This is a genomic window from Paenibacillus terrae (assembly GCF_005217525.1).
Lineage (GTDB): Bacteria > Bacillota > Bacilli > Paenibacillales > Paenibacillaceae > Paenibacillus > Paenibacillus terrae_C.
The window spans coordinates 1-24475 of record NZ_PNXQ01000012.1; the positions used below are offsets into that span (position 1 = coordinate 1).

Sequence of the window (24475 nt, forward strand, 5' to 3'; positions counted from 1 at the left end):
TCTACAAGCCCTTATTTTTTCTGTCCAACTTAGTGTAGCCGATCCAGACCATGATACACGGTTAGGTAATTATTTTAGTGCATTTGAAGAGTTGAATGAAGATAATAAGTGAATTATGGATAAATGAATTGTTTCTAACGCTTAATCTTGCTATGTTGCAGATCTATGTAATAAAGTTTATTTGAATGGGGATATTTAATTATATACGGAAAATAAAACTGACAAGTAATCAAATTTAATAAAACCGAATGTTATTGCAAAATAGAATAGTAGTAGTTATACAAAACAAGATATTTATAAAATTATTGAGGTTTAATGAAAGATGAGGGTTCATGTAATGCCAAAAAACGATAATATGCTGGCAATTCTATGGATGCTGAATTCGGGCGTAAAAATGACTGCAAAACAAATATCCGAAAAGTTAGAAATAAATATAAGGACAGTTTATCGGTATATTGATGCACTATGTGCCAGTGGAGTGCCTATAATATCCGACACAGGTCATAATGGTGGGTATAGCTTGCTGAATAATTTTATCAGAGCACCTCTGCTATTTGACATTGAAGAAAAAAAGGCACTCCTTCATGCTGCTGTTTTTGCAAAAGAAGCCGGATACCCTTTGAGTGAGGCATTAGGCAATGCGACATCAAAGTTGAAAATGTATTCGAATCAAGAGCAGGAAAGTATACTTAGCCGTCATTTAGCCGGATTTGAAGTTATAAACCGCATGGGAGACCCTTCTATTCAGCCGGTATTGGCGGAATTGGAGCAGGCTGTAGCAAACGAATTCTCTGTAGAAATTGATTATCGCACAAGCCATGAAGAACAACCCAAGAATAGGGTGATAGACCCCTATGGAATGGTCTACTGGAACAATAAATGGTATACTGTTGCATTTTGCCACCTAAGAAATGAGATCCGCAGCTTTCGGGCAGATCGAATTCTACAAATCAAGCGTACTCAAATCATATTTAAGCGTCCCGAAGCTTTTTCGGCCCGTGAATTTTTTATGCAAAATCTGTTACCTGATTTAGTGGGCAAGGACGGGTTAATTTCTTTAATTATCGGAGGCAGGTCAGAGGCATTGGATGACTTATGCCTGCATTGGTTTTTGGGGCATCATCTGAAAGAGCGGACATCAAATCAAGCAATCTTTTTACTTGAAGAAAAATCAATTCATATATATGTCCCTTATTTTCTCCTATCCTACGGGAAATCCATTCAAGTAATCGAACCACAGAGTTTGAAGGAAAAACTTGTTGCTGTTGCGTCGGAGCTAATGGAATATTATCAACTTTAAAAGCTTCACTGACAGCAGATGTCAGTGAAGCTATTTTATAATGATGATAATCATTGATTACCGATGGATGGTTGGTATCGCTTGATGAATTGTAACATAAGGAGAACGTGCAAATGAATAATACGGTATACCTTTATGTGTTTGACACAATGTCAGATTGGGAAATAGGTTACTTAACTGCCGAACTGAACTCGGGAAGATATTATAAAAAGGGGGTGGCCCCATCAAAAATAGTTACCGTGGGAATTGAAAAGACTCCTGTAACTACAATGGGCGGATTGAAAATATTGCCTGACATCAAACTGGATGAGTGTAGCATTGAAAGCACAGACACATTGATTTTACCCGGTGGAGATACATGGACAGAAACAATTCACCAACCCATCTTAAAAATCGTTGAGAGGTGTTTAAAGGAAGGTATATTGGTTGCAGCGATTTGTGGTGCTACAATGGGACTTGCCCAGACAGGATTGCTGAATTCACGTTGGCATACAAGCAATGATCTGGAATACCTTAAAATGATCTGTCCCACTTACACGGGCGAAAAGTATTACAAAATGGAGTCTGTTGTAACTGATGGAAAACTGATCACTGCATCTGGAATAGCTCCGTTGGAATTTTCTGTACACGTCTTGAAAGCTCTGGGTGTGTTTTCTTCAAAAACATTAGATGCCTGGTATAGTCTTAATAAGACTCAGGAATCCAAGTATTTCTATGAGTTGATGAATTCAATCCAATGAAGGTATAAGCATAAAATTGATATGTTATGATCATTTAAAGGAGGAGTAAAAATGACTGAAAGCAGAGAATATATGGGAGTGTCAGGTAAATATACAAAGAATGGAACACCCAACGGCTGTACATCTATTACCCCATTTATAACAGTGAAGAATCCTTCTGAGGCAATAGAGTTCTATAAAACCGTTTTTAATGCAAGGGTTAAAAATATTATTGAATATCCTGATGGAAATGGGGATAAAATAATTGCTCATGCGGAATTAGATTTTGGAAATGGTTTTTTGCAGCTGGGAGCAGCGAATCCGGCATATAAATTGGTCTTGCCGCCAGATGAAGAAAATGCGTGTTATTCTTTAGGAATTTACGTAATTAATGTTGATCAGGTACTTGAAAATGCGGTAGCAAGAGGAGCAAAAGTAAGGGAACCGGTTGTAAGCTTTGTTTCAGGTGATCGATTCACAAGTATATTGGATCCTTTTGGAGTAAGATGGTCTATTTTGACTAGGATTGAGGATTTGTCAGAAGAAGAAAGTAGTCGGAGGGTTGCTGAATGGGCCAAAAGCTTTAGTGGAGAATAAATGCAATAACTGTCTTAATAAAAAGTGTTAAATTTTGAAGGTTGAAAAAGCAACCCTTCGAAAATATACCGTGTCGCCAAGGGGCTACCAGCTTTATAGGGCATCATGGTCACCGCCACAAGGCATGTGGAGAGCATCGCACGCTTGGTATATAAGGGTGTAGAGTGAGTAGAGGGGTCCGTTGGGGACGAAATGAGGACGTGAGCTATTCACGTCTTCTTTTTTATGTTTATAAGATGGTTCGAGATATGAAGAAGACCTGCAAGTATGTTATATTTAACAAACGGCAATCATGATGAACATCAAATGTTTAGTAAAGTCACAGAGTTGAAGAACAGGTGAACAAAGCGTTCTGATGGTGGAACCGTTATAGGATCGAATATAGATTGACTCAGATACAGAAAAGGATGAGATTATTTTGGAAAACAACGAAACTCAACAGGAATTTACAGAAGTATATGAGCAGCTTAAAGTAGCCGTAAACCGAACCTCCGATTGGAAAGCGCGTCTAGCTGCGGTGAATGATTTGAGTGCATGGAAGAACCAGCAGACGATTGACGTGCTGACCCACCGATTGAATAATGATACGGTATATGCTGTTCAGGAAGCCGCTTACCGCAAGCTTCAGGAATGGGGCGAGAATGTACAGCCGCCTGTTCGCAAAGAGGGTGAGCTTGTTAAGGGCTTGACGAAGATCCTGGTACGGATTAAAAAAAGCTTGCCAGCCGACCATACCTATACCGATTTTCGGGAGAAGCTGCACAAGATGAGAGTCGATATTTTTGACATCTATGAAGGTGATAAGGGTGCTGAGTTTGATCAGTGGCTGGAGCAAAAATGGGCTTCGTTATCCACAAGATAATGTCGGAATCCTACAACTGAATGTATTTTAAGGATTGTTACTGGTAATGCAGACAAAACCTTAACAGGGATAAGGGGGTATCTTTGTTAAGGTTTTTTTACTTATGATATTGGGAGTTGGTATGTTTGTATCTTTTCCTCGTTTGTGTGATTTTTAATGTGTTACATCTTTTTTAATTGCCGAATTTCTTTGAAATATGGGTCACATTCATTGGAGAATTGCTCAAGTATGTGAAAGATACAAACCCATAAAATTTCTATTCTATAACGTTAAAGGAATACTTTTTGAGCAAGCTATGAAATACATATCAGGAATGCAAAGAAAGCAACTAAGAATTATCTGTAGATAAATTGTAGGAAATTGATCATTTTTGATGGGGCAATAGTGAAGTTTGTCGTTGATAAACACGTTTCCGTGAAATATATTAACTCTAAGCGTGGTCATAGTGAATAAGCTGTTGCAACGACAAATTTGGTCCTCTATTTTTTACCATTATTATTTAACCATTGGCTAATTAACAAATGTTGATTTTCCGTTTTTTTTGTCATACAATTCTTTCATTGCTACAGGGTCGGACTCAGGAACAGCAAGGCTTGATTCATAATTGGACGTGATTTCCTTGTACGCACTCGGATGATAAGTATCAGTATATTGGCAAAATCAGCATCACGGTAGCCTGATATCTCGATATCCTTTTTGGGATAGAGGCTGTTTTCCATATCTTTCAGTTTGATGATGAACATATACGAAGGGGAGCGTTTTTTTGGAATCGAAACAATTAACGAGAGGGCTAAAGCCACGGCATGTTGAGCTAATTGCGCTTGGGGGCACCATTGGCGTTGGCTTGTTTATGGGGTCGGCAAGTACGATAAAATGGGCGGGACCTTCTGTGCTGCTGGCCTATCTCTTAGCTGGGATTATTATGTTTTTTGTCATGCGGATCATGGGAGAAATGCTGATTCTCGAACCGGTGACAGGCTCATTCGCTACTTTTGCTCATAAATATATCAGCCCTTTGGCCGGTTTTTTGACCGCTTGGAGCTATTGGTTCTTATGGGTCACTGTAGGGATGGCGGAGGTTACTGCGATTGGAGTGTACGTAGGCTATTGGTTCCCTGACATTCCGCAATGGCTACCAGCCTTGGCAGGTGTCATCATTATTGCGTTGGCCAATTTGGCGGCTGTGAAATTTTATGGAGAATTTGAATTTTGGTTTGCCATGATTAAGATTGTCGCCATTATCTTTATGCTGATTGTTGGTACGGGCATGATCTTCTTTGGACTAGGTAACGGTGGGCAACCGATTGGTCTCTCCAATCTGTACAGCCATGGCGGTTTTTTTGCAGGTGGTTTAAAAGGGTTTCTATTTGCGCTCTGTATTGTAACGGCCGCTTATCAAGGTATAGAGATGGTTGGCATTACGGCGGGTGAAGCAGAAAATCCGAAAATGACGCTGCGGAAAGCTATTAAAAATATCATCTGGCGTATTCTGATTTTTTACGTGGGTGCGATCTTTGTTATTGTTACGATCTATCCTTGGAACCAAATTGGCGAGATCGGCAGTCCTTTCGTTCTAACCTTTGCCAAAGTTGGGATTGTGGCCGCTGCGGGTATCATCAATTTCGTTGTTCTCACAGCCGCGATGTCAGGTTGTAACAGCGGGATTTACAGTGCGGGAAGAATGCTATATACATTGTCTAAAAACGGACAGGCCCCCAAGTTTTTTGGGAAAGTATCCAAAAGCGGTGTTCCCAGAAATAGTATTATTGCGACCATTTCCTTGCTGCTAGTGGGTGTTCTGTTTAATTACTTAATCCCCGACTCCAAACTGTTCCTGTATATTTATAGCGCCAGTGTTCTTCCAGGCATGGTACCGTGGTTTGCAATGGCGATCAGCCAATTTAAATTCAGGAAAAAGTGGAAGAACGAATTGGAAGATCATCCCTTCAAGTCTCGTTTTTTCCCGATCAGCAACTACATCACCATTATCTTCTTATCCTTGGTGATCGTTGGAATGTGGTTCAATCCAGACACACGTACGTCACTGATTGTCGGAGCATCATTCATGGCAATCGTCATTGTCGGCTATTTTGTCTTTGGCATAGGAAAGCGGCAGAGAATTGAAGAATCAGATGAGAAATAGAAGGCTTCTAAAATGCAGAGATCACGCCGAGCGAGATTCAGGGTACTCCCTGAGTTCGCTCGGTTTTTCTTTTGCCAAGGTAAAAGCAACTTACTTCGGAAACGGAAAAACGACTCAAGCTTTAACCCTATACCAATACGTATAAACTTCCGAGTATCCTAGTTTGGCATACAGCCGTTGTGCAGGTTTATTATCGACTGCAACGGCTAAATAGCTGTGTTTGGCCCCATGCTCTTGTCCCCATTTGAGCAAATGTAATATCATTTGTTCCCCGAAGCCCTGATTTCTGTGATTTAAATCGGTCACAATATCGTACAGACCTAGATACTCTCTTTCGATAATTCCAAGACCGCAAGCAATAACTTGATTGTTGTCATAAAGCGAGATAAACCCTTTCTTCGTTATGATATTAGATAACATACGTTCCATGATACCCTTATGATGATCTTCCACACGATTAAGTCTGCAAAAATGCTCTACCCATTCTTCATTCATATGTTCATCTATTTTCACCGAATTTAGTTGGGGGCTGCTTAGGTTATCCAGCTCCAAGGTTTGAACACTCGTCGGGTCAATGAGGGAATAGCCCTTCTCCTCTAAAATGCGATCTAAATGCTCAGGATGGATAAAGGGAGTGACTTTATAGGTTGCGGGCAAGTTACGATCTGAAAATAAGTTCTCACACTCTTCAATTTTATGATCGAGGTCAAAGGTTGAATAATGAATCGGGTTAATCGAGTTGGCACGTTTGGTGTAACCATCTGCAAAGCGTAAAATCCATCCATCGTAAAGTAAAGTGGACAGGGGCTGCCAGTTGTTCAAGGATAGCTCTTCAATCATTTTAAGGTTCATAGGTATCCTCCATATAAATGAATAATAATACATACAAACGAATAATAAACCAAAGATAAATAGAAAGAAAGCACTAATTTTATTTAGGCCAAGCCAATATACAAAGGGCATAAATTATCTATATTTTCTTCTAAATTTTAACTGTTAATAGAATTTTAGAGAAGCTATAATTTTATTAAATAATTGGAGTGCAAATGGAGAGAGGGGTTAAGGGGAAGATGTTGAAAAAATGGTCATTGGTCTTGATGTTAGCCTTGCTAGTAGTAGCATCATTGGGCTGGAACGGCGGGGTATCTTACGCAGCTACCACAGAATATACTTGGGACAAGTACAAGGGTACTGAGGTGAAGACATATAGATTGACTGTAGTACCTGGAAGAATAGAGTATATGGATCAGGAAAGGTTTTTTGCCGCTTTAAGCCAAACCCCAAATGTGTATGGAGATTTTAGCGGCTATAAAACGGGGAAAACAACTGGAGTTGTAACCGAAAGCATAACGGATGCGGTTTACAAATTTACAGTTACTGATTTTCTTCGCGATCAAGAACCTGAGGTTGTAGAGTATATCAATCCCAGAGGTGGAATTCCTCATAGATGGAATGGAACTAGTGATATTCGAATTTTTATGAGAGGGTCAGAAGCGACTTCTTTGTCTGAGTTGTTTTATGAGGGGACACCAAGTGAAGGACGCTTTCAATTTAATCCTGACGATATATATTTAGTTACATTCTGGTCCAGTACCGTAAGGCCTATCAGTGGTATGTCTGCTGAAGCGCTAATAGAGGAAGGACCTCACACGTTTATAAATCGGGAGCTTGTAGGTCAAGTAACAAGCGAAGATCCTGCAGCTTATCCGCAAGATGGGATTTCAGAGAGTTACTATTATGTTTATCAAGGTGCTACTACAAAAGAATAACCCAGATGATATAGGATGGCTAATAAGTGATCCAAATAAGTAAGTGAGTGTGATCTGCAATAGTAGAGATAACATAGTGTATACCCATCCGGGACTATATACATGATGTTATCTTTTTTATTTCTACGCTGGCAATGAGAACATACTTTGATGGAAGAAAAGGGTAGAAAATTTGATTTCCAATGAAAACCATTTTAAATGATCGGGATATATGGCTTTAAAATAATGACGATTTAACGGATAATACAACATACCAAAAGCGACTTTTTTTACTGTCTTTATTCAAACCTAGGGAGATTATTCCGATAATTCAAGTATATACAGTTTGGTGTCACTGGTTATGAAAATTCGTTTGAAAACAAAAGAGAAAATTTTCACAAATGAAAAGGAGTACAGGGGGAAGTGATCTGGTATTACTTCATAAAGGAGGGGAAATGCTCTAGAATCTTATGAAATGTAAAGAGGAGTTACAACGAATAAGGCGGTACATGGCTGGTTTACTAGCTGTTTGGTTGTTCTGCGTACATACTGTACCTGTTTTTGCAGACAGGGCCTTTAACGATATTGAACATTCCTACGCTGCTGATGCGATTGAAGCCATGGCTGCTCAAGGGGTTGTTACTGGTTATCAGGATGGCAGCTTCCGGCCCATAGATTTTATTTCGCGGCAGGAGTGGGCGAGTATCTTTGCTAAAACCGTAAAACGAACGTCGAACACCAGAAGTGTTGTTCCTTTTACAGATGTGTCGCCGTGGGCTCTATCTTATGTGCGGACTCTGCAGGAAGAGAACATTACCAAAGGAATTAGTGATCAGTTATTCGGTGCAAAGCACAATATGACTCGCCAGGATATGGCAGTTTGGTATGCCAGATATTTCGGTGTTTCAGAAGATATCCGCGCTTCCGGTATATCCAGTTTTGTGGATCAGTCAGATGTATCAGACTATGCACAAACGAGCGTATGGCTGATGGAACGGTTGGAGCTGATGGTAGGGGATACAAATCACTATTTCCACCCCAAAGAGTCTGTGAGACGGCAGGATGCTACACTGGTTGCTTATCGGATATGGCTAGGCGGTGACGATCTGAGAGAACGTGCCAAGCGTTTGCTGGAGTCATTAGGAAATGGAGCCGCAACGACGAATCAGCCGATCAGCCTATCAGAATCGAAGAAGGTAGTGGTCGACCTGGCGCCGGAAATTAGTCACCAGCGTGCGAATCCAGAAATCGAAGAGCCCCGAAGCCATAGTCCAAGGCCGGATCCACCGGTAGCTCCGGTAACACCAACAGAGCCGAAGCCGGAACCACCAGTTATACCATCGGATCCTAGTCCTAGACCACCAGTAATACCACCAGTAACGCCGCCACTGCCACCAGGACCGAAGCCGAAACCACCGGTGATTCTACCGGATCATCCTTCGGATTTTGTAGCAGATGAGGTAATGATCAAGGCTCCGGAGCTGGTAAACCAACCGGAAACGTATCCTACGTATCAGCTGTCCTTTCAACTATACAAGGAAGGACGCTTGGTAAGTATTCCTAATCTCAGCGTCACAAGTGTCACTTACACATTTAGTGATGAATTAGGTGTCTTTGATGAACAAGGAAAAATCGCGCGTTCCGAAAATATTCCTGCTACTGATGGTTTCATCCCTGTAGAGATAGAAGTCACAATTGCCAAACCCTATCGGGTGCTTAAAGCACAGACCAAGCTGATCGTGAAAGGGAAGACTCCTCCAGTAGAGGACCCGAGTGTAATCAGGTCCGTATACTTGGCGACATACACCATTTCACAGGCCACTACTCTAGACCCTGCAGCCTGGAGTATGCTCTATGTATTTCAAAATGCAAAGGGAGAGGTCATACCGTCAGGTTTGTTGCCGTCAGACTTGAAGCTTCGGATAGAGAATTCCAGAGGGATATTTGATGAGGCTGGACATATTGCCAATCTGCATCTGATTCCTGCAGTGGACTCTGTCATTCCATTCAAGATTGAGGTTGAATCACCATCTCAGGGAATTCACTTCATATCCGATGCCGAGTTAACTGTAGTACCGGGAGAACGCAAAAAGCAATATTTTGCAGTCTCGATGATGCTGCAGGGACAAGATGCAGGCAGTACGACCACGGTAGGGCAAATTGAGCAGGCACGTCAATTGCTGATGGATCACTTTGGCCCCAACTTAAAAGTGACCTGGGCCATGGAAAATAGATTTGTTTTTGTAGAAACAAATCGCCCGCAGCTTAAAAAGGTTTTGGAATATGTGGATCAGTATGGTGATGAAGTCGGGATTTTGGACGGGTATCCGAATAATCTGTACGAGCTCCCTGAATGGGAAGCACGGATGAACGAGTGGTTGTATATGTATCGTTATAATGCACTCAATGAGCTGCACCAATCCGGTTCGTTGGGATCACCTTCGGTGTTTGACAGCATGGATACAGACCAATATCGGAAGTATCTGCCTAAATCATTGACCAGCTTTACGGTGAATCCTGAGCAGGTTCAATGGCTTAAAGACCATTTTAAGATCACTTCAGCGATGGGATGGTCGGCTACACAGTATAATGTGAACAGCATGTATGGTGAAGGTTCACCTTTGATGCCTTACTGGTCCAATAAGGATAATCCGATTGTTCCGGCACAAGGGCCTACAAATAATAGCGGTATCGTGTTTATGAACTCGATTACAATTGATCCCATTGGATCACGCTATACAAAGGATTCCTCACGCTGGACTCTCCATCCAGGTGACCCATATATGACTGAAACGGATGCGGCACCACAACTGTATATAGCACAGCAATATTTAGATAACCCGTATCAACGTTTAAATACGGTAAACTACATGTCCATTATTTTGGACATCAACTGGCTTGCCAAGAACCATAACATGTCTCAAATATGGGAGAACTTTGTGAATGACTTCCCTGCTGACCGTGAGGTCGAGATTGTGGGAGTGGACGGGCTGAAACAGATTTATGAATCGTTAGCTGGATCGAATAATGATCATACGAAATTTTCGCTCATGTTCAGGGGTTCTGGCATTAAGGCAGTTATGGACTCCAATAATTCACCGGCCAATCTGCGTTACTTGTGGACTGAAAATGCTTCACAGCGGATCATTTTATCCAAGGAGGATGGAGATACGGCATGGTCCATTATTGATTTTACCGACTATACTCGAAATTCGGTTCCAAAGCTGCCATACAACCTGGATAGGAAGACGGATGTAAGCTATATCACGGGAAGGAACTTCAAGCTACATCCTACGGCTCCATTAACAGCAGAGGAAATTCAGCGCATAAAGGATCGTTTGAAGGAGATTTACTTCGCAGAAGAAGTGAACTATCAGTAGGAGTTTGGAGCAACAGCATATTTTAAAACCTGAGGTTTTATGAAAATGGGGCGCCCGAAAGCTATGGAAATGGCTATGGGGCGCCCTTTATTTTAGAGAAAGATATGTTGGTTTAAGCGAAAAAAGGTTTTACACCCATTCAATAACCTCTTCTACAGATTGTCGGGTTTTTCCGCGCGGCTCATTCAGGCGGTACCCAAAAGCCAGCATGCAGGAAATACCGAAATGCTCGGCATCCATGATGCCTTCTTCAGAGAGGATACGTTCGATCTTCTGTTTATTAAAACCTTCGATTGGACAGGAGTCAATTCCGATTTGAGCTGCCGCTGTCATCATATTGCCTAGTGCGATGTAGGTTTGCCGGCAGGCCCACTCGAACATAGCTCTTTCATTTTCTTCCAGTTCAAAATCTGATTTTAGGAAGGCGTCATATACTTTCTCTTTGCCTTGAATAACTTCAGCAGGCAATTGCTGCACGTTAACCATCATATCCTTGATGTAATCGGATGAGGCCACCATATCTTTAGGCAGCCTGGAGAGAATGAGTACGAAATGGCTTGCTGTTGGCAGCTGTTTTTTGGCCCCCCAAGAGTAAGGCAGCAGCTTCTCACGTATGGCTTTGCTTTGGACGACTAAGAACCTCCAGGGTTCAAAGCCGAACGAACTGGGGGATAAACGGCCTGTTTCGAGAATAAAATCGAAGTCCGAATCGCTGATTTTTTTATGGGTGTCAAATTCTTTGGTAGCATGTCTGAACTCATATGCAGATAAGATTTGATGTTTAGTGGTTGTTAAGTTTTCCATTGTTTTTACACTCCTTATGGATATGGATTAGAATTGACGCTTACCAAGTGGCATGCTTAATATTAGAATATACATGATTGTTTTTGAAGTACGCACATTAATGTGCTGTAGTATACAAAATGATACCAGGAGGAGAATTGCTTATGCGTAATCGGAAAGGCGGCTTTGGAGAATGTCCCGATGGAAAGGACCAGGCCTGTCCCGTGGAGTACACCTTGGATGTGATTGGAGGCAAATGGAAAGGAGTCCTTTTATATCATCTAATGTATGGAACCAAGCGTTTTAGCGAGTTTCGGCGGATCTGTCCGGGGATTACTCAGCGCATGCTCACGCTCCAGTTACGCGAGCTGGAAGAGGACGGTGTAGTTCACCGTGAAGTCTATCAGCAGGTTCCTCCCAAAGTCGAATATTCTCTAACCGAATTTGGAAAAACTCTGACTCCGATTATTAATTTAATGAAGGATTGGGGAGAAGAATATAAAGCCAAGCATCGTTCATCCAAAAGCTGCATGGAGCCATCCAAGCTCGACTTGTAGAGTAATGTTCATCTATAAGAGCCTTCTCCAGTTCCCCTCTTTTTGATGCTTCGATTTTAAGTTGACAGTAGAGAGGTTGCCTGATATATTTCATACGATATTGATAATCATTATCATTGTTCGATGAATAGGTCATTTTTACAGTATAGGGGGCTAACATGTTGAAGAAAAAATCGTTTTTTATTTTGGCTGCTATGATGCTTGTATTGTCTGTATTCATTAGCGCTTGCGGCGGAAACAGCAATGGAAGTAATTCTGCTTCATCTTCAGGAGATCAGCAAGAGTCAGCTTCCACTGTAGCGAAAAACGCTGATACGACAGACGGGCAGACGCGAAGCTTTAAAACGGTCAAAGGGGATATTCAAATTCCAGTCAAACCGCAGCGCATTGTAACGGATTTTTACGGTGGAGAATTACTGTCCGTAGGAGCTAATGTGGTAGGTGTGGAGCCGACTGCCTTTCAAAATCCTTTTCTAACTGATTTGCTTAAGGAAAAGGGGACCAAAGAGGTGGGTGACCCGACCAATTTGGAGAAGACACTGGAGCTCAAACCCGATCTGATCGTGGTGATGAAGGATACCAACTATGAGGCGTTGTCCAAAATTGCACCTACACTGTACATTCCATACGGAACGACTACGAATATTTACGATACGGTCAAGCTGTTTGGAGATATCACCGGGGAGAAAGAGAAGGCAGAGCAATTTATTGCTGCATTTGATAAAAAGGCTGCCGAAGGCCGCGAACGTCTTAAAGGCGTCATTGATCCCAAGGCTACCTTTGGTCTGTATGAGCTGACGGACAAAAACGCTCTTTGGATTTTCGGTGACAATGCAGGTCGGGGAGGACAAGCGGTATACAATGCACTCAAGCTGAACATGCCGAAAAAAACGACCAACTCCAAGGAACAAACCGTACAGCTTTCGCTGGAGGTATTGCCACAGTACGCAGCAGATTATATGTTCCTGACAACCTATGACCCGGAGAAAAAGGGAGATGCGCTTAAGCAGCTGAAGTCGTCCGCTGTGTGGGGGAACCTGCCTGCGGTGAAGAACAATAGAGTATTTTTTAACGATTTTGATACGTACTATCGCTATGATCCGATCGCTATTACCGGACAGATTGATATGATCGTGGATATGCTGATTGAAAGAGAAGCAGAGAATAAAGCGAAAAAATAAGTATATGATCCACATTCGTAAGCACTTTACTACATGGACAGTATGGACGTGGGTGGGGTGCTTTTCTATAAAATAATTTTTATTGCAATCGGTTACATTCTAAGATATACTCATTCCCAAAGCTTCCGAAACGTTTTGGAAGATGGGTAAGGAGCACAATGATGACGACAATTAAAGATATCGCGCGCGTTGCCGGCGTTTCCGTCACAACGGTCTCCAGAGCTCTCAACGGGTACGATGATGTCAATGAAGCGACCCGCCGTAAAATTATGCAGGTGGCCAAAGATTTGAATTACAGCCCCAATATTTTGGCGAGAGGACTCGTCATGAACAAGTCGAAAACGATTGGACTGCTTGTATCGGGCATGAATCGGCAAAGTGCCAAGGATCATTTTACATTCGAGGTCTTATCAGGGATTAACGAATGTGTGTCGGAAAAAGACTACGATCTGGTCCTGTTCAGTACCAACTCGACGAAGCAAAGAGAAAAGACGTATTCCCAGCTATGCCGGGAGCGTAGAGTGGACGGGGTCATTTTATCAGGGATTAAAACCGATGACCCATATCTTCAGGAGGTGGTAGATAGCGACATTCCCTGTATCCTGATTGATATCCCAATCTTGACGGATACGGTAGGTTATGTGACGACGGATAATGTGCTTGGTGCAAAAAAAGCAGTGGATTATTTGATAAGGCTCGGTCACAGCCATATTGGGATGATGAATGGGCATAATCAGGCTTTTGTCAGTGAGAGGCGGCTGGAAGGATACCGGGAGTCACTGGAATCGGCAGGATTAACATTCAATCCGGAATGGGTTGTCAATGGGGCGTATGATGAAGACACCGCCAAAGAGGAAGCCGTTAAACTGTTAACACTTTACCCCGAAATGACGGCTATCTTTTGTGCGAGCGATCTGATGGCGCTGGGAGTTCTAAAAGCAGCGAAGCAGCTTGACAGGAAAGTGCCCGAACAGTTGTCGGTTGCCGGATATGATGACATTCAGCTTGCGTCTTACGCGAGCCCGCCTTTGACAACCGTATCACAGGATAAATTTCAGCTCGGCTATCAAGCGGCCACGATGCTGATTCAAATGCTGGAAGGCAGCGGACAGCCACATGCCATGACCCTGGAAACACAACTGGTTGAAAGAGAATCGACAATGAAACGATAAAAAAACAAAAAAACCACGATATGTGGTTTTTCAATTACATTTTTTCCGAAACGTTTCGGATAGAAAGAGGGACTTTATGGAATACAGAGTAATTAAAGAAAATGACCTGTTTTTATTGACAGATACGAAAGGGAATATTCCCGAGGATCACCCCTATGGATTGGGATTGTATACGAAGGATACCCGATTTCTCAGCAGGCTGGATCTGAGAATTAACGGTCAGGAACCCGTTTTGCTATCCTCGGATGCAGCAGAAAATTACATGGCCACCATTTTGCTGACCAATGTGCAAACGGAAATCGACGGCAAGCTGGAGTTATGGCGTGAATCGGTTGAAGTAGAACGGACCCGTTTTATTTATGATGATGTACTGTATGAGCGCATTAAGCTGACGAATTATTACCCGAAGCAGATTACATTCGAGCTGAGTGTTCATATGGATGCCGATTTTGCAGATATGTTTGTCGTTCGTGGTTTTCAGAGCGGTGAGTTGGGGAAAAGAACCGGAACGAAGGCCGCGAATCAGTCTCTAATCTTTAGTTACCAGGGAGCTGATCAGGTTTGCCGGGCCACCGCTGTTACATGGGACCGGCCAGAACAAGCCGCTGATGCAAACGGAGATGTCTTTTTTCGAATTACTTTGGACCACGGAGCATCTGAAGTGATTACGTTCACAGTGCAACCACAGATTGGAGAAGCCGTCGTAACGAAGCCGATGAAGCCGGAGGATGCGTTAAAGCAGCTCAAACAGGTTTATGAGGTATGGGATCAGCAAACCGCTAAAGTACAGACAGATCATGATCTGATTCAGCGGCTTGTGGACAGGGGCTTGAAGGACTTGAAGGTGCTGCTGACGGATTTGGGCTATGGAGCGTTTCCGGTCGCTGGACTTCCCTGGTTTGGCGTCCCATTTGGCAGAGACAGCCTCATCGCATCCTTGCAAATGCTTCCCTTTAATGCGCAGGTCGCGAAAGGTACTATTCGCACAATGGCTGCCCGGCAAGGGGAATCTGTAGATCCTTGGCGTGACGAGCAACCGGGGAAAATCATGCACGAAATCAGATACGGTGAGCTTGCGAACACGAATCAGATTCCGTTCACCCCATACTATGGCACCATTGATGCAACTCCGCTGTTTCTGATGCTGATTACAGAGTACGCCAGATGGACCGGGGATTTGGAATTCGTGCAGGAGCTAGAACCCAATATTATCAGGGCGCTGGAGTGGATCGACCTTTACGGTGACCGGGACGATGATTTGTTTGTGGAATATCATCAGGAATCAAGCAAAGGCATAGCCAATCAGGGCTGGAAGGATTCCGGCGATTCCATTGTTCACCGCAATGGAGAGTATGCCAAAACGCCGATTGCTTTAAGCGAGGTGCAGGGCTACGTCTTTCAGGCCAAAATGGGCATTGCTGATTTGTATGAAGCTCTTGGCCGCAATGAAGAATCCAGTAGGCTCAGAGAGGAGGCCCGGCGCCTGAAAAACAAATTTGATGAGGCTTTTTGGATGGATGAGCATCAATACTATGCTATCGCTCTGGATGAAAACAAGCATCAGGTGGGCACCATTACATCAAACCCTGGACACTTGCTGTTGTCGGGAATGCTGGACGACTCCAGGGCGGATGCGGTAGCCAACATGCTGGTCTCACGCAAAATGTTCTCCGGTTTTGGGATTCGGACGATGGGAGAAGGAGAAGCCGCCTACAATCCGATGAGCTATCATGATGGAAGCATTTGGCCGCACGATAACAGCATGATTATCCTTGGACTCAGCAAAACTGGTCGTCAGCAGCAGGCGAATCAGGTGATGAAAGGGCTGATTGACGCTGCTGCTCATTTTGAATATGAACGATTGCCTGAGTTGTTCTGCGGTTATGACAGCTCAATCGGGAAGGTCGTCCCTTATCCGGTGGCTTGTTCTCCACAAGCATGGGCGGCGGGAACGCCTCTCATATTTATCCAGTCCCTGCTGGGCCTGTTTCCAAACGGGATCAAAAAACAAATCCATCTCTCACCTGTCTTGCTTGACGGGATGAATGAGCTGACGGTTTCCAATATCGCTATCGGCAGCGGCGTGCTGTCCATCCGTGTAGAAAGAAGCGGTGAGCGTGAAATATCCTGGTCCGTGCTGGAGAATACAACGAATTATAAAGTTATTACTGACTAAGCCAGCAGAAAGGAAGGGGAGAACGAGGATGAAAGCGATCAGATGGTTCGTAATTGTGGCCGTGATGACCGCCCTGTCCGCCAGCCTGCTGGCGGGCTGTGGCAGCGGACAGAAGCAGGGTGCAGGCGGAAAGGTAGAAATTACTTTTGCAGGCTGGGGCTCTACCCCGGAAGAAACCAAACTGTTGGATCAGGTGCTCGCTGACTTTGAACAAAGCCATCCGAATATTAAGGTGAAACATGAAGTGATCGCCGATCAGTATATGGATGTGATCAAAACCCGTTTAATTGGCGGCAAAGGCCCGGACGTATTTTATTTGGACGCTATTGAAGCCCCGGGACTGATCGAAACTGGGGTTTTAGAACCGCTTAACCATTATGTAACCCCTGATTTTGATATGAATGATTTTGAAAAGCCAATGATTCAGGCATTCCAAAAGAACGGAAACATATACGGCTTTCCGAAGGGATATTCGACGCTTGCGCTCTTATACAATAAAAAGATGCTGAAAGAAGCGGGTGTGGAAGTTCCGACAACATGGGACGAGCTGCGGGCGGCTTCACGTAAATTAACGAAAGGAACCAAGGTGTACGGTTTCGGACAAAATCCGGAGCTTGCACGCACATTTTTTATTGCCCAATCGTTAGGTGGACAGGTGGTTAAGAACGGCAGAGCCAACTTCACCACTCCGGAAGTGCTAAATGCTCTTCAGCCTTATGTGGATCAGCATCTGATCGACAAGACGGCAGCCCAGCCCAGTGATGTTGGCGCCGGGTGGACCGGCGAGATGCTTGGTCAAGGGAAAGCGGCCATGGTGCTGGAAGGGAACTGGGCGATCCCATTCTTGAAAAGCACCTTCCCGAACATTGATTTCGGGACAGCGGAAGTGCCGACGATTCATGGTAAAAAAGGGACAATGGCCTTTACGGTTGGATATGTGATGAATGCGGCTTCCACCAAAAAGCAGGCTTCCTGGGAGCTGATCTCCTATTTGACCGGCAAACAGGGGATGAAAACCTGGACGAGCAAAAGATTTGAGCTTCCGACCCGCAAATCAGTCGCCACGGAGCTGGGATATGATAAAGACCCGATACTCGGACCGCTCGTTGCAGGTGCCCCTTATGCGACTGTCTGGTCAGAGGGTTCTACGCTTCCAACGATATTTAATAACTTTAACAACCAATTTGTAAGCGCTTATATCGGGGAAAGGCCGTTGAAGGAGGCGCTTCAGGAGGCACAGGACCAGGCCAATGGGGAAATTGGATTCCAGCTCTATGACTAAAACAGGAACGGAGGGTACTTATTATGAACCGGGGTGTTTCCAAAAGAGCGTTTAAAGAGGCGGCTCAAGGGTATTTGTTTCTACTACCGACCTTGTTCGTGCTGCTCTTTTTCATTATTGGACCGATTTTTTACGCCATTTATCTTGCATTTCATAAAGTGCAACTACTTGGCGTTTCCAGCTCGGAATTTACGGGTATGCGAAATTTCACCCGTATCATGGTGGATAACCGGGCTCATATAGCCATCTGGAATACGGTGAAATATGTCATTATCGTCGTTCCGATTCAGACTATTCTGTCGATGGTCATGGCCGCCGTTTTGAATGCGGGCCTGAAAGGACAGAAGATATTCCGGGTCATTTATTTCCTTCCCACATTAACATCATCCGCCGTACTAACGCTCATCTTTATGTGGATGTTCAATCAGAGTGGTCTCATTAATGAGCTTTTGAGTGCAGTAGGGTTGCCGATATATAACTGGCTGGGTGATCCGAGGGTGGCGCTTAATGCCATTATGGGGATGAATATTTGGTCGACGGCTCCCTTTTTTATGGTTATTTACTTGGCTGCGTTGCAGGATATTCCGAGCTCTTTATACGAGGCCGCCGAATTGGATGGGGCGAACGCTTTCCGAAAATTTTGGAACATTACGATGCCCAGTTTGAGACCTGTGACCTCTTTTGTCGTCATTATGGGATTAATCGGAACATTCCAACTGTTCGACCAATCCTATATTTTCTCGGCGGGATCAGGCGGTCCGAACAACTCGACGCTTACCGTCGTTCTGCTAATCTATCAATATGCCTTTAAAAACCTGGGTACGATGGGGTACGCCGCTGCGCTGGCGATGACCTTGGCCGTGATCATTTTGCTCGCAACGCTAATCCAACGCAGATTTTCCAAGGAAGAATCTTTGAACTAAGGAGGGGCATCATGAATCGTCGAATAGGCATCGGGAAAATCATATTGTATTTGATTCTCATCGGTTACGCTGCCGTTACGCTTGTCCCGTTTTTTTGGGCGCTGTCGTCGTCATTCAAACCGTTGGAAGAAATCGTGAGTGGAAAAATCAGTTTTATTCCCAAGGTTTTTACCTTGGACAATTATAGAATGATATTTATCCAGCAGCCCTTATTCGGTCGCTGGCTGTTGAACAGCCTGATGATCGGTGTAGCGATTACTGCGCTGAACCTGCTGTTTAATTCTATGGCCGGCTATGCGCTTGCCCGTTTGAATTTTCCGGGAAAAAATCTGTTGTTCATCATCATCCTGGGTGTACTAATGATTCCGGCTCAGGTTACGATGATACCAAATTTCTTGATTCTGAAAGGCTTTGGTTGGCTGGATACGTATCAAGGAATGATCATTCCCTCCATGATCAGCGCGACGTATATTTTTATGATGCGCCAGTTTTTTGTCAGCTTTCCGAAAGAACTCGAAGAGGCCGCCGAGATTGATGGTTTAGGGAGGTTTGGCGCTTTTTTTCGCATCGTTCTTCCGTTGGCTCGTCCAGCATTGGCTGCGCAGATCATCTTTGTGTTCATGGGGTCATGGAATGACTTTATGAAGCCGCTGATTGTGATGTCCAGTCCTGAAATGTTTACCTTGCCGCTTGGACTGAATACGTTCAAAGGCCAATATATCAGCTATTGGAATTACATTATGGCGGCTTCCATGATATCTACGCTGCCGATCCTTGTTATTTATGCATTCTTTAATCGTTACTTTATTAAGGGAATCACGTTTACGGGCGGCAAATAACGAAGGTAAGGGATATCGAACCCGAACAGGGCAGATATCCCTTTTTTGATAATCCAAGAGGTTAGCCAAATCTGTATGAAGAATGGTGATAAGTTAAGTGCAATCCTGGATTTTGACTGATCAGGTTATGACTATTCACAGTTGGACGTTTGGCTTTTTATTTACGATTTCGTCGTAATTACGATAGTATCTTCTTTTTGAATCCAATCTACTTTGGCCCCTAGCGTCTCGCTGATCAGCCGGAGCGGAAGATAGCCAATGCCGTTTACAGTGAAGGGAGGATTTGTGAGTTTCACAACTTTACCGTTCATCGTTGTCTGCCCGTTTTTAAGATTAATTTGCAGAGAGACGGGATTGGCTCCTGTTTTAGACTGATTAATTTCCGCTATTTTGCTGTTAAAATCATAAGTGACCTCGGCCCCCAGCTTGTCAAAAACAGAACGAAGGGGAATAAACGCCTGCCCGTTGCGGGTAATGACACCGTTACTTAGGGGGACAGGTGTATCCTTGAGAAGGACGAGAATCGGCTTTTGTACAGGAACCGGCGTACTGTAGAAAAATTCATAATCCCCTATGCCAAGCTGCGCATGCTTGTTGACCCCCCAGCCCCATAGGGTGCCGTCTGTTTTTTGCATGATCACATGCCGTAATCCAGCCTGGATGCTTTGAATATTTTTGGCGAGTAATTTAAAAGGGACAGTGGACGATAATTTCTCACCTTCCAAGGACGCTTCATATACATTCCCGCCTGTCGACAGTGTAAGAATAGAGCGTTCAACGATAAAGACGTCTTTGACATCCTTTATACCTGTTAACAATACAGGGTTATCTTCGTTGTGATAGGTTGTACTATCCGAGTAACCTGTGACCGTTTCACCCCAGAACCATAACCGTCCTTGTCGATCAATCGCGAGATTGGAACTCCCATTGGTCTTAATTATTTTGATGTCCGATAAGGCTTGAATCTGCGATGCAGATAAAGCTTCGGAGGGGGTAGCATTTTTTTCAAATACCTTGGGCCATGTCCATACAGTACCGTCTTTCTTTAAGGCTAGGTTTTTGGAGATAGCAGTAATATCCTTTAATGATGGAACAGGCTCGAAGCCCTGCAAGGACCTTGTATTTTTCCATACACTTCCGTCCTTCTTCAAGAAGAGCCAGCGTTCCTCATATTGCGGTCTTTCTTCATAGTAACTATCCAACTCTGTAATCTTGTCGATGCCGGAAAGAGTTTGAAAAGGGCCAAAGTTGCCACCATTTTCGATTCGATCAGCGGATAATACGGTTCCTTCGGCATTGAGGGCGAGCACATGATCATTCATAATACGCACGTCTATGATGTTTTGTAGTCCTTCCAGAGGAATGAATTTCACGGATTCAGAAATGTTGTTTCTTGGCACATACCAGGCGGAATGATCTTGTAAGGTAAATATCAGATCGCCTTCCTGGATTATATTCGAAAATGTTCTTACAACGTTGGGCTTATCTTCTACACGAGTCGGTACGGATTGATTATAGCCCCATAACCACAAGCTCCCATCGGATTGAATCAGACTCCCGGAATCATAGGAGCGAATACGGGACGTCGAATCATCTTCGGCCGCCCATGCACTGGAACTGAACAATAACAATGCGATCATACTGATTAACAGAGTACGTCTTTTCATGCGTTTTTCCTCATTTCTTCATCAATGTATATAAGGAGAATATCTACTTATCAATAGATGAAGAATTTATAGAAAAGTTTTCCAAAATCAAATCAATTCCAAAAAAATAACCTCCAGAAACCCATGCTTAGACATGGATTTGGAGGTTATTTCTTAGCCTGTTATTCGGCTGCGTACGATCAATAAGGTTTGCGCTTTGATTTGTCCAATTTCACGAATGAGCGCAGCCGTTTTCGCTTCATAGGCGAGTTTGACCTCCAAATCTTTCAGGGAAGCAAGGTTAATTTCAACGGTGAGCAGGGCGGATTGGGCGGCAGCCTCGAACAGAATCGCGCCTATGCCGAGATCAGAAATGACATTTTTGTTGGACAGTTCCACAATACTGTAGGCACGCTGCATTCCGTCCCGGCATACTTCCAGCAAACGCATCGGCACCTCAATGGCGGCGATCACCGCGGTCTGTAGAGAATGGGTACGATAGCGCTTTTCTTCGTCTGTTTCTTTGGGCAAGCGCAATGCGGTCATGTATTGTTCAAAGGATTGAATATCTGCGGTCATCAGTTCCTCACAGCGCGCAGACAGATTTTCCATGCTATGAATCACTTCAGTGATTTGTCCATGAACATGCGCGTACTTTTCTCCTTGGGTAAGGCTGGCGGTCATGGAGGTCATAGCCGCGCCAAGTGCCGCTGCCAGTGCGGATACACTTCCTCCGCCAGGGGTAGGCGCTGCACTTCCAGCCTCTCTTAGAAAATGTCCGATGGAATCACTCCACGACAGTTCACTCATGAATAGGCCACCTCTCTGGAGTATTGTTGCAGATCTATTGCTTTGAGCAGATTCTTGTACAAAATCGCAGTTGTTAATGTGCCGACACCGCCGGGAACCGGAGAAATGGCATGTACCTTTTCCCCAACGTCCAAGGCGGCATCCCCCACTATTTTTCCCTCCAGCGTCTCGTTAATTCCCGCATCTACCAAAATCAAACCGGGATGAACCATATCCTGTGTAATCACATCAGGGCAACCGACTGCAACGAAGGCAATGTCTGCATGGCTCAAATGCTCCGCAATATCACGTGTGCCTGCATGACAGGCGGTAACGGTGGCATTTTCTCTTTGCAGCATGTGAAAAAGGGGAAGTCCCACCGTCTGTCCTATGCCGACAAGGGTGACATTTTTGCCTGCCAATGTGTGACCGTAATGTTTGAGCAGCTCAATACAGGCTTGAGGCGTAGCGGGATACAATCCGCTTTCACCTGTAACGGTAGCCAGCTTGTTGCCTGGGGTAATTCCATCAATATCCTTGTACGGGGCGATGGATTGTTTAATCGCTGAGGCGGATAGATGCTGGGGAAGAGGCAATTCCAGCATAATACCATGTACATGAGAGGCTTCGTTCAGGCTGCCGATCAGGTGAAGGAGTTCAGCTTCGCTTACATGGCGGTCAAAGGTATGAAGATGAAAGGAGATGCCCAGCTTCTCCGCTATTTTTTGCTTGGTCCGGGCGTAGTAGGCAGAGGCCGGATCACCTTCTACCAACAGTGTTGCCAAATGAGGGCGATGCCCTTGCTGTTTCATTTGTTCTACTTTGTTACGGATCGATGCATACACTTGCTCAGCTGCTTCTTTGGATTTCATAATGATAGCCATAGTCTGAACCTCCTCTGAATTTATCGCATGATGGAATCAACAAGGTGTTATGGTCTTGTAAAACGAAAAAAAGTATTTGCACAAGGTCGTCACGACAGACGAATCCTCTGCAAATACTTCTCCCAGGCGAACGGCACGCTTTCATTGTATGCTCCCTCGTGGTTGATTCCACTGACTTCGCCAGTCACATACAGCGTTATTTATCTTATATTTTAACAAATAATCTTCCGAAAAGAAACCCGTGAACATTTGGCAAAGAGGTCATGTTATTTGCCCATATGACAAATGTCATATTCCTGAACTGACGTTTATGACTACTTCGAACACAGGTATCCCTTTATACTGAGGTTAGATCAACATGTACGCCTGACGAGATTAAGTTACGGGCGTCATTTTAAAGGAGGATCAACATTAAGTATGACACAACTCCCATTAGCCCAATTGAAAAAAAATATGGCTCCCTATGAGAAAATAAACACGAAATCCAGCGTTCTGCAACTCATTAATACCCTGGGTCCACTGATCCTGCTATGGTATGCCGCTTATCTTAGTCTGTCGGTATCGTATTGGCTGACCCTTCCCATTACTATTATTGCTTCAGGGTTTGTTATACGAACGTTTATCATTTTTCATGATTGCGGTCATCAATCGTTCTTCAAAAGCCGCAGGCTGAATGACATTGTAGGCACGATTACAGGTATTATTACACTTTGCCCGTATGACCAATGGAAAAATAGCCACGCGATCCACCATGCAACCAGCAGTAATCTGGACAAACGGGGCACAGGTGATATGTGGGTGCTTACGGTGGAAGAGTATATAGAAGCTTCTGCATGGACACGACTGGCTTATCGTGTATACCGGAGTCCATGGGGGATGTTCGGACTCGGTCCGATCTACACTTTTTTGATTTCCTATCGCTTTAACACAAAGAAGGCAAAACGTAAGGAAAGAATAAATACGCATGTAACGAATATATCCCTCGTCGTATTGTACGCTCTGTTGTGCTGGGCCATCGGATGGCAGAATTTTGTTTTGATACAGGCACCTATTTTTTTTGTATCAGGTGTGCTAGGAATCTGGTTGTTCTATGTACAGCATCAGTTTGAGGATTCGTATTTTGAGCATGATGAAGAGTGGAGCTATATTAATGCAGCCGTAGAAGGCAGCTCTTACTATAAGCTTCCTAAGGTGTTGCAATGGATTACGGGCAATATCGGCTTCCATCACGTTCATCATTTGAGTCCGAAAGTACCGAATTACAATTTGGAGAAGGCGCATGATGCCACCCCGCAGCTTCAAAAAGCGACGACTATCACAGTGAGCACAAGTCTGCAATCTCTGAAGTTCCGGCTTTGGGATGAAAGCACGAAAACCTTTTTGACCTTTAAACAAGTGAAGCCGTTGCTCAGCAAACGTGCTGCCGTTACGAAACCCGTCCCCACACCTGTTGTGAGTACGGAAAGAAAATAACTTTGTACGAAACACGGTATG

Annotated in this window: 20 protein-coding genes and 1 riboswitch; of the genes, 15 read left to right on the forward strand and 5 right to left on the reverse strand. The window is 44.0% G+C overall.

Going from position 1 to position 24475, the window contains the following annotated elements; translation table 11 throughout:
* Positions 1 to 337: 337 nt before the first annotated feature.
* From C1I60_RS10085 to C1I60_RS10110, 5 genes are all read left to right on the forward strand, one after another.
* The gene (locus C1I60_RS10085; protein WP_137061606.1) at positions 338 to 1300 is read left to right on the forward strand and encodes a helix-turn-helix transcriptional regulator; all 963 of its coding nucleotides are present in this window, start codon (positions 338 to 340) and stop codon (positions 1298 to 1300) included.
* Between the two features lie 113 nt (positions 1301 to 1413).
* Positions 1414 to 2040, forward strand: a complete 627-nt coding sequence (locus C1I60_RS10090) for a type 1 glutamine amidotransferase family protein (RefSeq protein ID WP_137061607.1) — start codon at positions 1414 to 1416, stop codon at positions 2038 to 2040.
* Between the two features lie 51 nt (positions 2041 to 2091).
* On the forward strand, positions 2092 to 2616 hold the full coding sequence (locus C1I60_RS10095) for a VOC family protein (RefSeq protein ID WP_137061608.1): 525 nt from the start codon (positions 2092 to 2094) through the stop codon (positions 2614 to 2616).
* 418 nt (positions 2617 to 3034) lie between these two features.
* Positions 3035 to 3478, forward strand: coding sequence for a HEAT repeat domain-containing protein (locus C1I60_RS10100; RefSeq protein ID WP_137061609.1), 444 nt, complete (start codon positions 3035 to 3037; stop codon positions 3476 to 3478).
* A gap of 763 nt (positions 3479 to 4241) precedes the next feature.
* On the forward strand, positions 4242 to 5621 hold the full coding sequence (locus C1I60_RS10110) for an amino acid permease (RefSeq protein WP_137061611.1): 1380 nt from the start codon (positions 4242 to 4244) through the stop codon (positions 5619 to 5621).
* Between the two features lie 114 nt (positions 5622 to 5735).
* Here C1I60_RS10110 and C1I60_RS10115 read toward each other — a convergent pair whose 3' ends face one another.
* Positions 5736 to 6473, reverse strand: coding sequence for a GNAT family N-acetyltransferase (locus C1I60_RS10115; protein ID WP_137061612.1), 738 nt, complete (start codon positions 6471 to 6473; stop codon positions 5736 to 5738).
* Positions 6474 to 6691: 218 nt separating this feature from the next.
* Here C1I60_RS10115 and C1I60_RS10120 point away from each other — a divergent pair, with 218 nt between their 5' ends.
* Together C1I60_RS10120 and C1I60_RS10130 are read left to right on the forward strand one after the other, a co-directional pair.
* Positions 6692 to 7390, forward strand: a complete 699-nt coding sequence (locus C1I60_RS10120; protein ID WP_137061613.1) for a hypothetical protein — start codon at positions 6692 to 6694, stop codon at positions 7388 to 7390.
* A gap of 488 nt (positions 7391 to 7878) precedes the next feature.
* Complete coding sequence (locus C1I60_RS10130) at positions 7879 to 10749, forward strand: DUF3863 domain-containing protein (protein WP_434784387.1); 2871 nt, start codon at positions 7879 to 7881, stop codon at positions 10747 to 10749.
* 129 nt (positions 10750 to 10878) lie between these two features.
* Here C1I60_RS10130 and C1I60_RS10135 read toward each other — a convergent pair whose 3' ends face one another.
* Positions 10879 to 11553, reverse strand: a complete 675-nt coding sequence (locus tag C1I60_RS10135; RefSeq protein WP_137061615.1) for an NAD(P)H-dependent oxidoreductase — start codon at positions 11551 to 11553, stop codon at positions 10879 to 10881.
* A 143-nt stretch (positions 11554 to 11696) separates the two neighbouring features.
* Here C1I60_RS10135 and C1I60_RS10140 point away from each other — a divergent pair, with 143 nt between their 5' ends.
* From C1I60_RS10140 to C1I60_RS10170, 7 genes are all read left to right on the forward strand, one after another.
* On the forward strand, positions 11697 to 12089 hold the full coding sequence (locus C1I60_RS10140; protein WP_137061616.1) for a winged helix-turn-helix transcriptional regulator: 393 nt from the start codon (positions 11697 to 11699) through the stop codon (positions 12087 to 12089).
* Between the two features lie 158 nt (positions 12090 to 12247).
* Complete coding sequence (locus C1I60_RS10145) at positions 12248 to 13270, forward strand: ABC transporter substrate-binding protein (protein ID WP_137061617.1); 1023 nt, start codon at positions 12248 to 12250, stop codon at positions 13268 to 13270.
* Positions 13271 to 13431: 161 nt separating this feature from the next.
* The gene (locus C1I60_RS10150) at positions 13432 to 14442 is read left to right on the forward strand and encodes a LacI family DNA-binding transcriptional regulator (RefSeq protein WP_137061618.1); all 1011 of its coding nucleotides are present in this window, start codon (positions 13432 to 13434) and stop codon (positions 14440 to 14442) included.
* Between the two features lie 76 nt (positions 14443 to 14518).
* On the forward strand, positions 14519 to 16618 hold the full coding sequence (locus C1I60_RS10155) for an amylo-alpha-1,6-glucosidase (protein WP_137061619.1): 2100 nt from the start codon (positions 14519 to 14521) through the stop codon (positions 16616 to 16618).
* Positions 16619 to 16646: 28 nt separating this feature from the next.
* Positions 16647 to 17900, forward strand: a complete 1254-nt coding sequence (locus C1I60_RS10160) for an ABC transporter substrate-binding protein (RefSeq protein ID WP_137061620.1) — start codon at positions 16647 to 16649, stop codon at positions 17898 to 17900.
* Between the two features lie 23 nt (positions 17901 to 17923).
* On the forward strand, positions 17924 to 18823 hold the full coding sequence (locus tag C1I60_RS10165) for a carbohydrate ABC transporter permease (protein WP_137061621.1): 900 nt from the start codon (positions 17924 to 17926) through the stop codon (positions 18821 to 18823).
* Between the two features lie 11 nt (positions 18824 to 18834).
* Complete coding sequence (locus tag C1I60_RS10170; protein WP_137061622.1) at positions 18835 to 19662, forward strand: carbohydrate ABC transporter permease; 828 nt, start codon at positions 18835 to 18837, stop codon at positions 19660 to 19662.
* A gap of 161 nt (positions 19663 to 19823) precedes the next feature.
* Here C1I60_RS10170 and C1I60_RS10175 read toward each other — a convergent pair whose 3' ends face one another.
* The 3 genes from C1I60_RS10175 to C1I60_RS10185 all read right to left on the reverse strand — a co-directional run bounded on the left by C1I60_RS10175 (position 19824) and on the right by C1I60_RS10185 (position 22981).
* A complete protein-coding gene (locus C1I60_RS10175) occupies positions 19824 to 21329 on the reverse strand; it encodes a stalk domain-containing protein (RefSeq protein ID WP_137061623.1) in 1506 nt (501 codons plus the stop codon).
* Positions 21330 to 21482: 153 nt separating this feature from the next.
* Positions 21483 to 22118 carry a cyclodeaminase/cyclohydrolase family protein gene (locus C1I60_RS10180; protein WP_137061624.1) on the reverse strand — a complete coding sequence of 212 codons (636 nt, stop codon included), beginning with the start codon at positions 22116 to 22118 and terminating at the stop codon, positions 21483 to 21485.
* Positions 22115 to 22981 (reverse strand): bifunctional 5,10-methylenetetrahydrofolate dehydrogenase/5,10-methenyltetrahydrofolate cyclohydrolase, encoded by an 867-nt coding sequence (locus C1I60_RS10185; protein ID WP_137061625.1) that lies wholly within the window; start codon positions 22979 to 22981, stop codon positions 22115 to 22117. Before C1I60_RS10185 ends, C1I60_RS10180 begins: the two co-directional genes overlap by 4 nt.
* A 113-nt stretch (positions 22982 to 23094) precedes the next feature.
* Positions 23095 to 23179: riboswitch (ZMP/ZTP riboswitch) on the reverse strand.
* 219 nt (positions 23180 to 23398) lie between these two features.
* Between C1I60_RS10185 and desA the strand changes: the two genes are divergently transcribed.
* The gene (gene desA, locus C1I60_RS10190) at positions 23399 to 24454 is read left to right on the forward strand and encodes a Delta(5) desaturase DesA (protein WP_137061626.1); all 1056 of its coding nucleotides are present in this window, start codon (positions 23399 to 23401) and stop codon (positions 24452 to 24454) included.
* The last annotated feature ends 21 nt before the right edge of the window (positions 24455 to 24475 follow it).

Excerpts from the sequence above, each read along its gene's own strand:
- C1I60_RS10085 (WP_137061606.1), top strand. The coding sequence starts at position 338 with ATGCCAAAAAACGATAATATGCTGGCAATTCTATGGATGCTGAATTCG.
- C1I60_RS10090 (WP_137061607.1), top strand. The coding sequence starts at position 1,414 with ATGAATAATACGGTATACCTTTATGTGTTTGACACAATGTCAGATTGG.
- C1I60_RS10095 (WP_137061608.1), top strand. The coding sequence starts at position 2,092 with ATGACTGAAAGCAGAGAATATATGGGAGTGTCAGGTAAATATACAAAG.
- C1I60_RS10115 (WP_137061612.1), bottom strand. The coding sequence starts at position 6,473 with ATGAACCTTAAAATGATTGAAGAGCTATCCTTGAACAACTGGCAGCCC.
- C1I60_RS10120 (WP_137061613.1), top strand. The coding sequence starts at position 6,692 with ATGTTGAAAAAATGGTCATTGGTCTTGATGTTAGCCTTGCTAGTAGTA.
- C1I60_RS10130 (WP_434784387.1), top strand. The coding sequence starts at position 7,879 with ATGGCTGGTTTACTAGCTGTTTGGTTGTTCTGCGTACATACTGTACCT.
- C1I60_RS10135 (WP_137061615.1), bottom strand. The coding sequence starts at position 11,553 with ATGGAAAACTTAACAACCACTAAACATCAAATCTTATCTGCATATGAG.
- C1I60_RS10140 (WP_137061616.1), top strand. The coding sequence starts at position 11,697 with ATGCGTAATCGGAAAGGCGGCTTTGGAGAATGTCCCGATGGAAAGGAC.
- C1I60_RS10145 (WP_137061617.1), top strand. The coding sequence starts at position 12,248 with ATGTTGAAGAAAAAATCGTTTTTTATTTTGGCTGCTATGATGCTTGTA.
- C1I60_RS10150 (WP_137061618.1), top strand. The coding sequence starts at position 13,432 with ATGACGACAATTAAAGATATCGCGCGCGTTGCCGGCGTTTCCGTCACA.
- C1I60_RS10155 (WP_137061619.1), top strand. The coding sequence starts at position 14,519 with ATGGAATACAGAGTAATTAAAGAAAATGACCTGTTTTTATTGACAGAT.
- C1I60_RS10160 (WP_137061620.1), top strand. The coding sequence starts at position 16,647 with ATGAAAGCGATCAGATGGTTCGTAATTGTGGCCGTGATGACCGCCCTG.
- C1I60_RS10165 (WP_137061621.1), top strand. The coding sequence starts at position 17,924 with ATGAACCGGGGTGTTTCCAAAAGAGCGTTTAAAGAGGCGGCTCAAGGG.
- C1I60_RS10170 (WP_137061622.1), top strand. The coding sequence starts at position 18,835 with ATGAATCGTCGAATAGGCATCGGGAAAATCATATTGTATTTGATTCTC.
- C1I60_RS10175 (WP_137061623.1), bottom strand. The coding sequence starts at position 21,329 with ATGAAAAGACGTACTCTGTTAATCAGTATGATCGCATTGTTATTGTTC.
- C1I60_RS10180 (WP_137061624.1), bottom strand. The coding sequence starts at position 22,118 with ATGAGTGAACTGTCGTGGAGTGATTCCATCGGACATTTTCTAAGAGAG.
- C1I60_RS10185 (WP_137061625.1), bottom strand. The coding sequence starts at position 22,981 with ATGGCTATCATTATGAAATCCAAAGAAGCAGCTGAGCAAGTGTATGCA.
- desA (WP_137061626.1), top strand. The coding sequence starts at position 23,399 with ATGACACAACTCCCATTAGCCCAATTGAAAAAAAATATGGCTCCCTAT.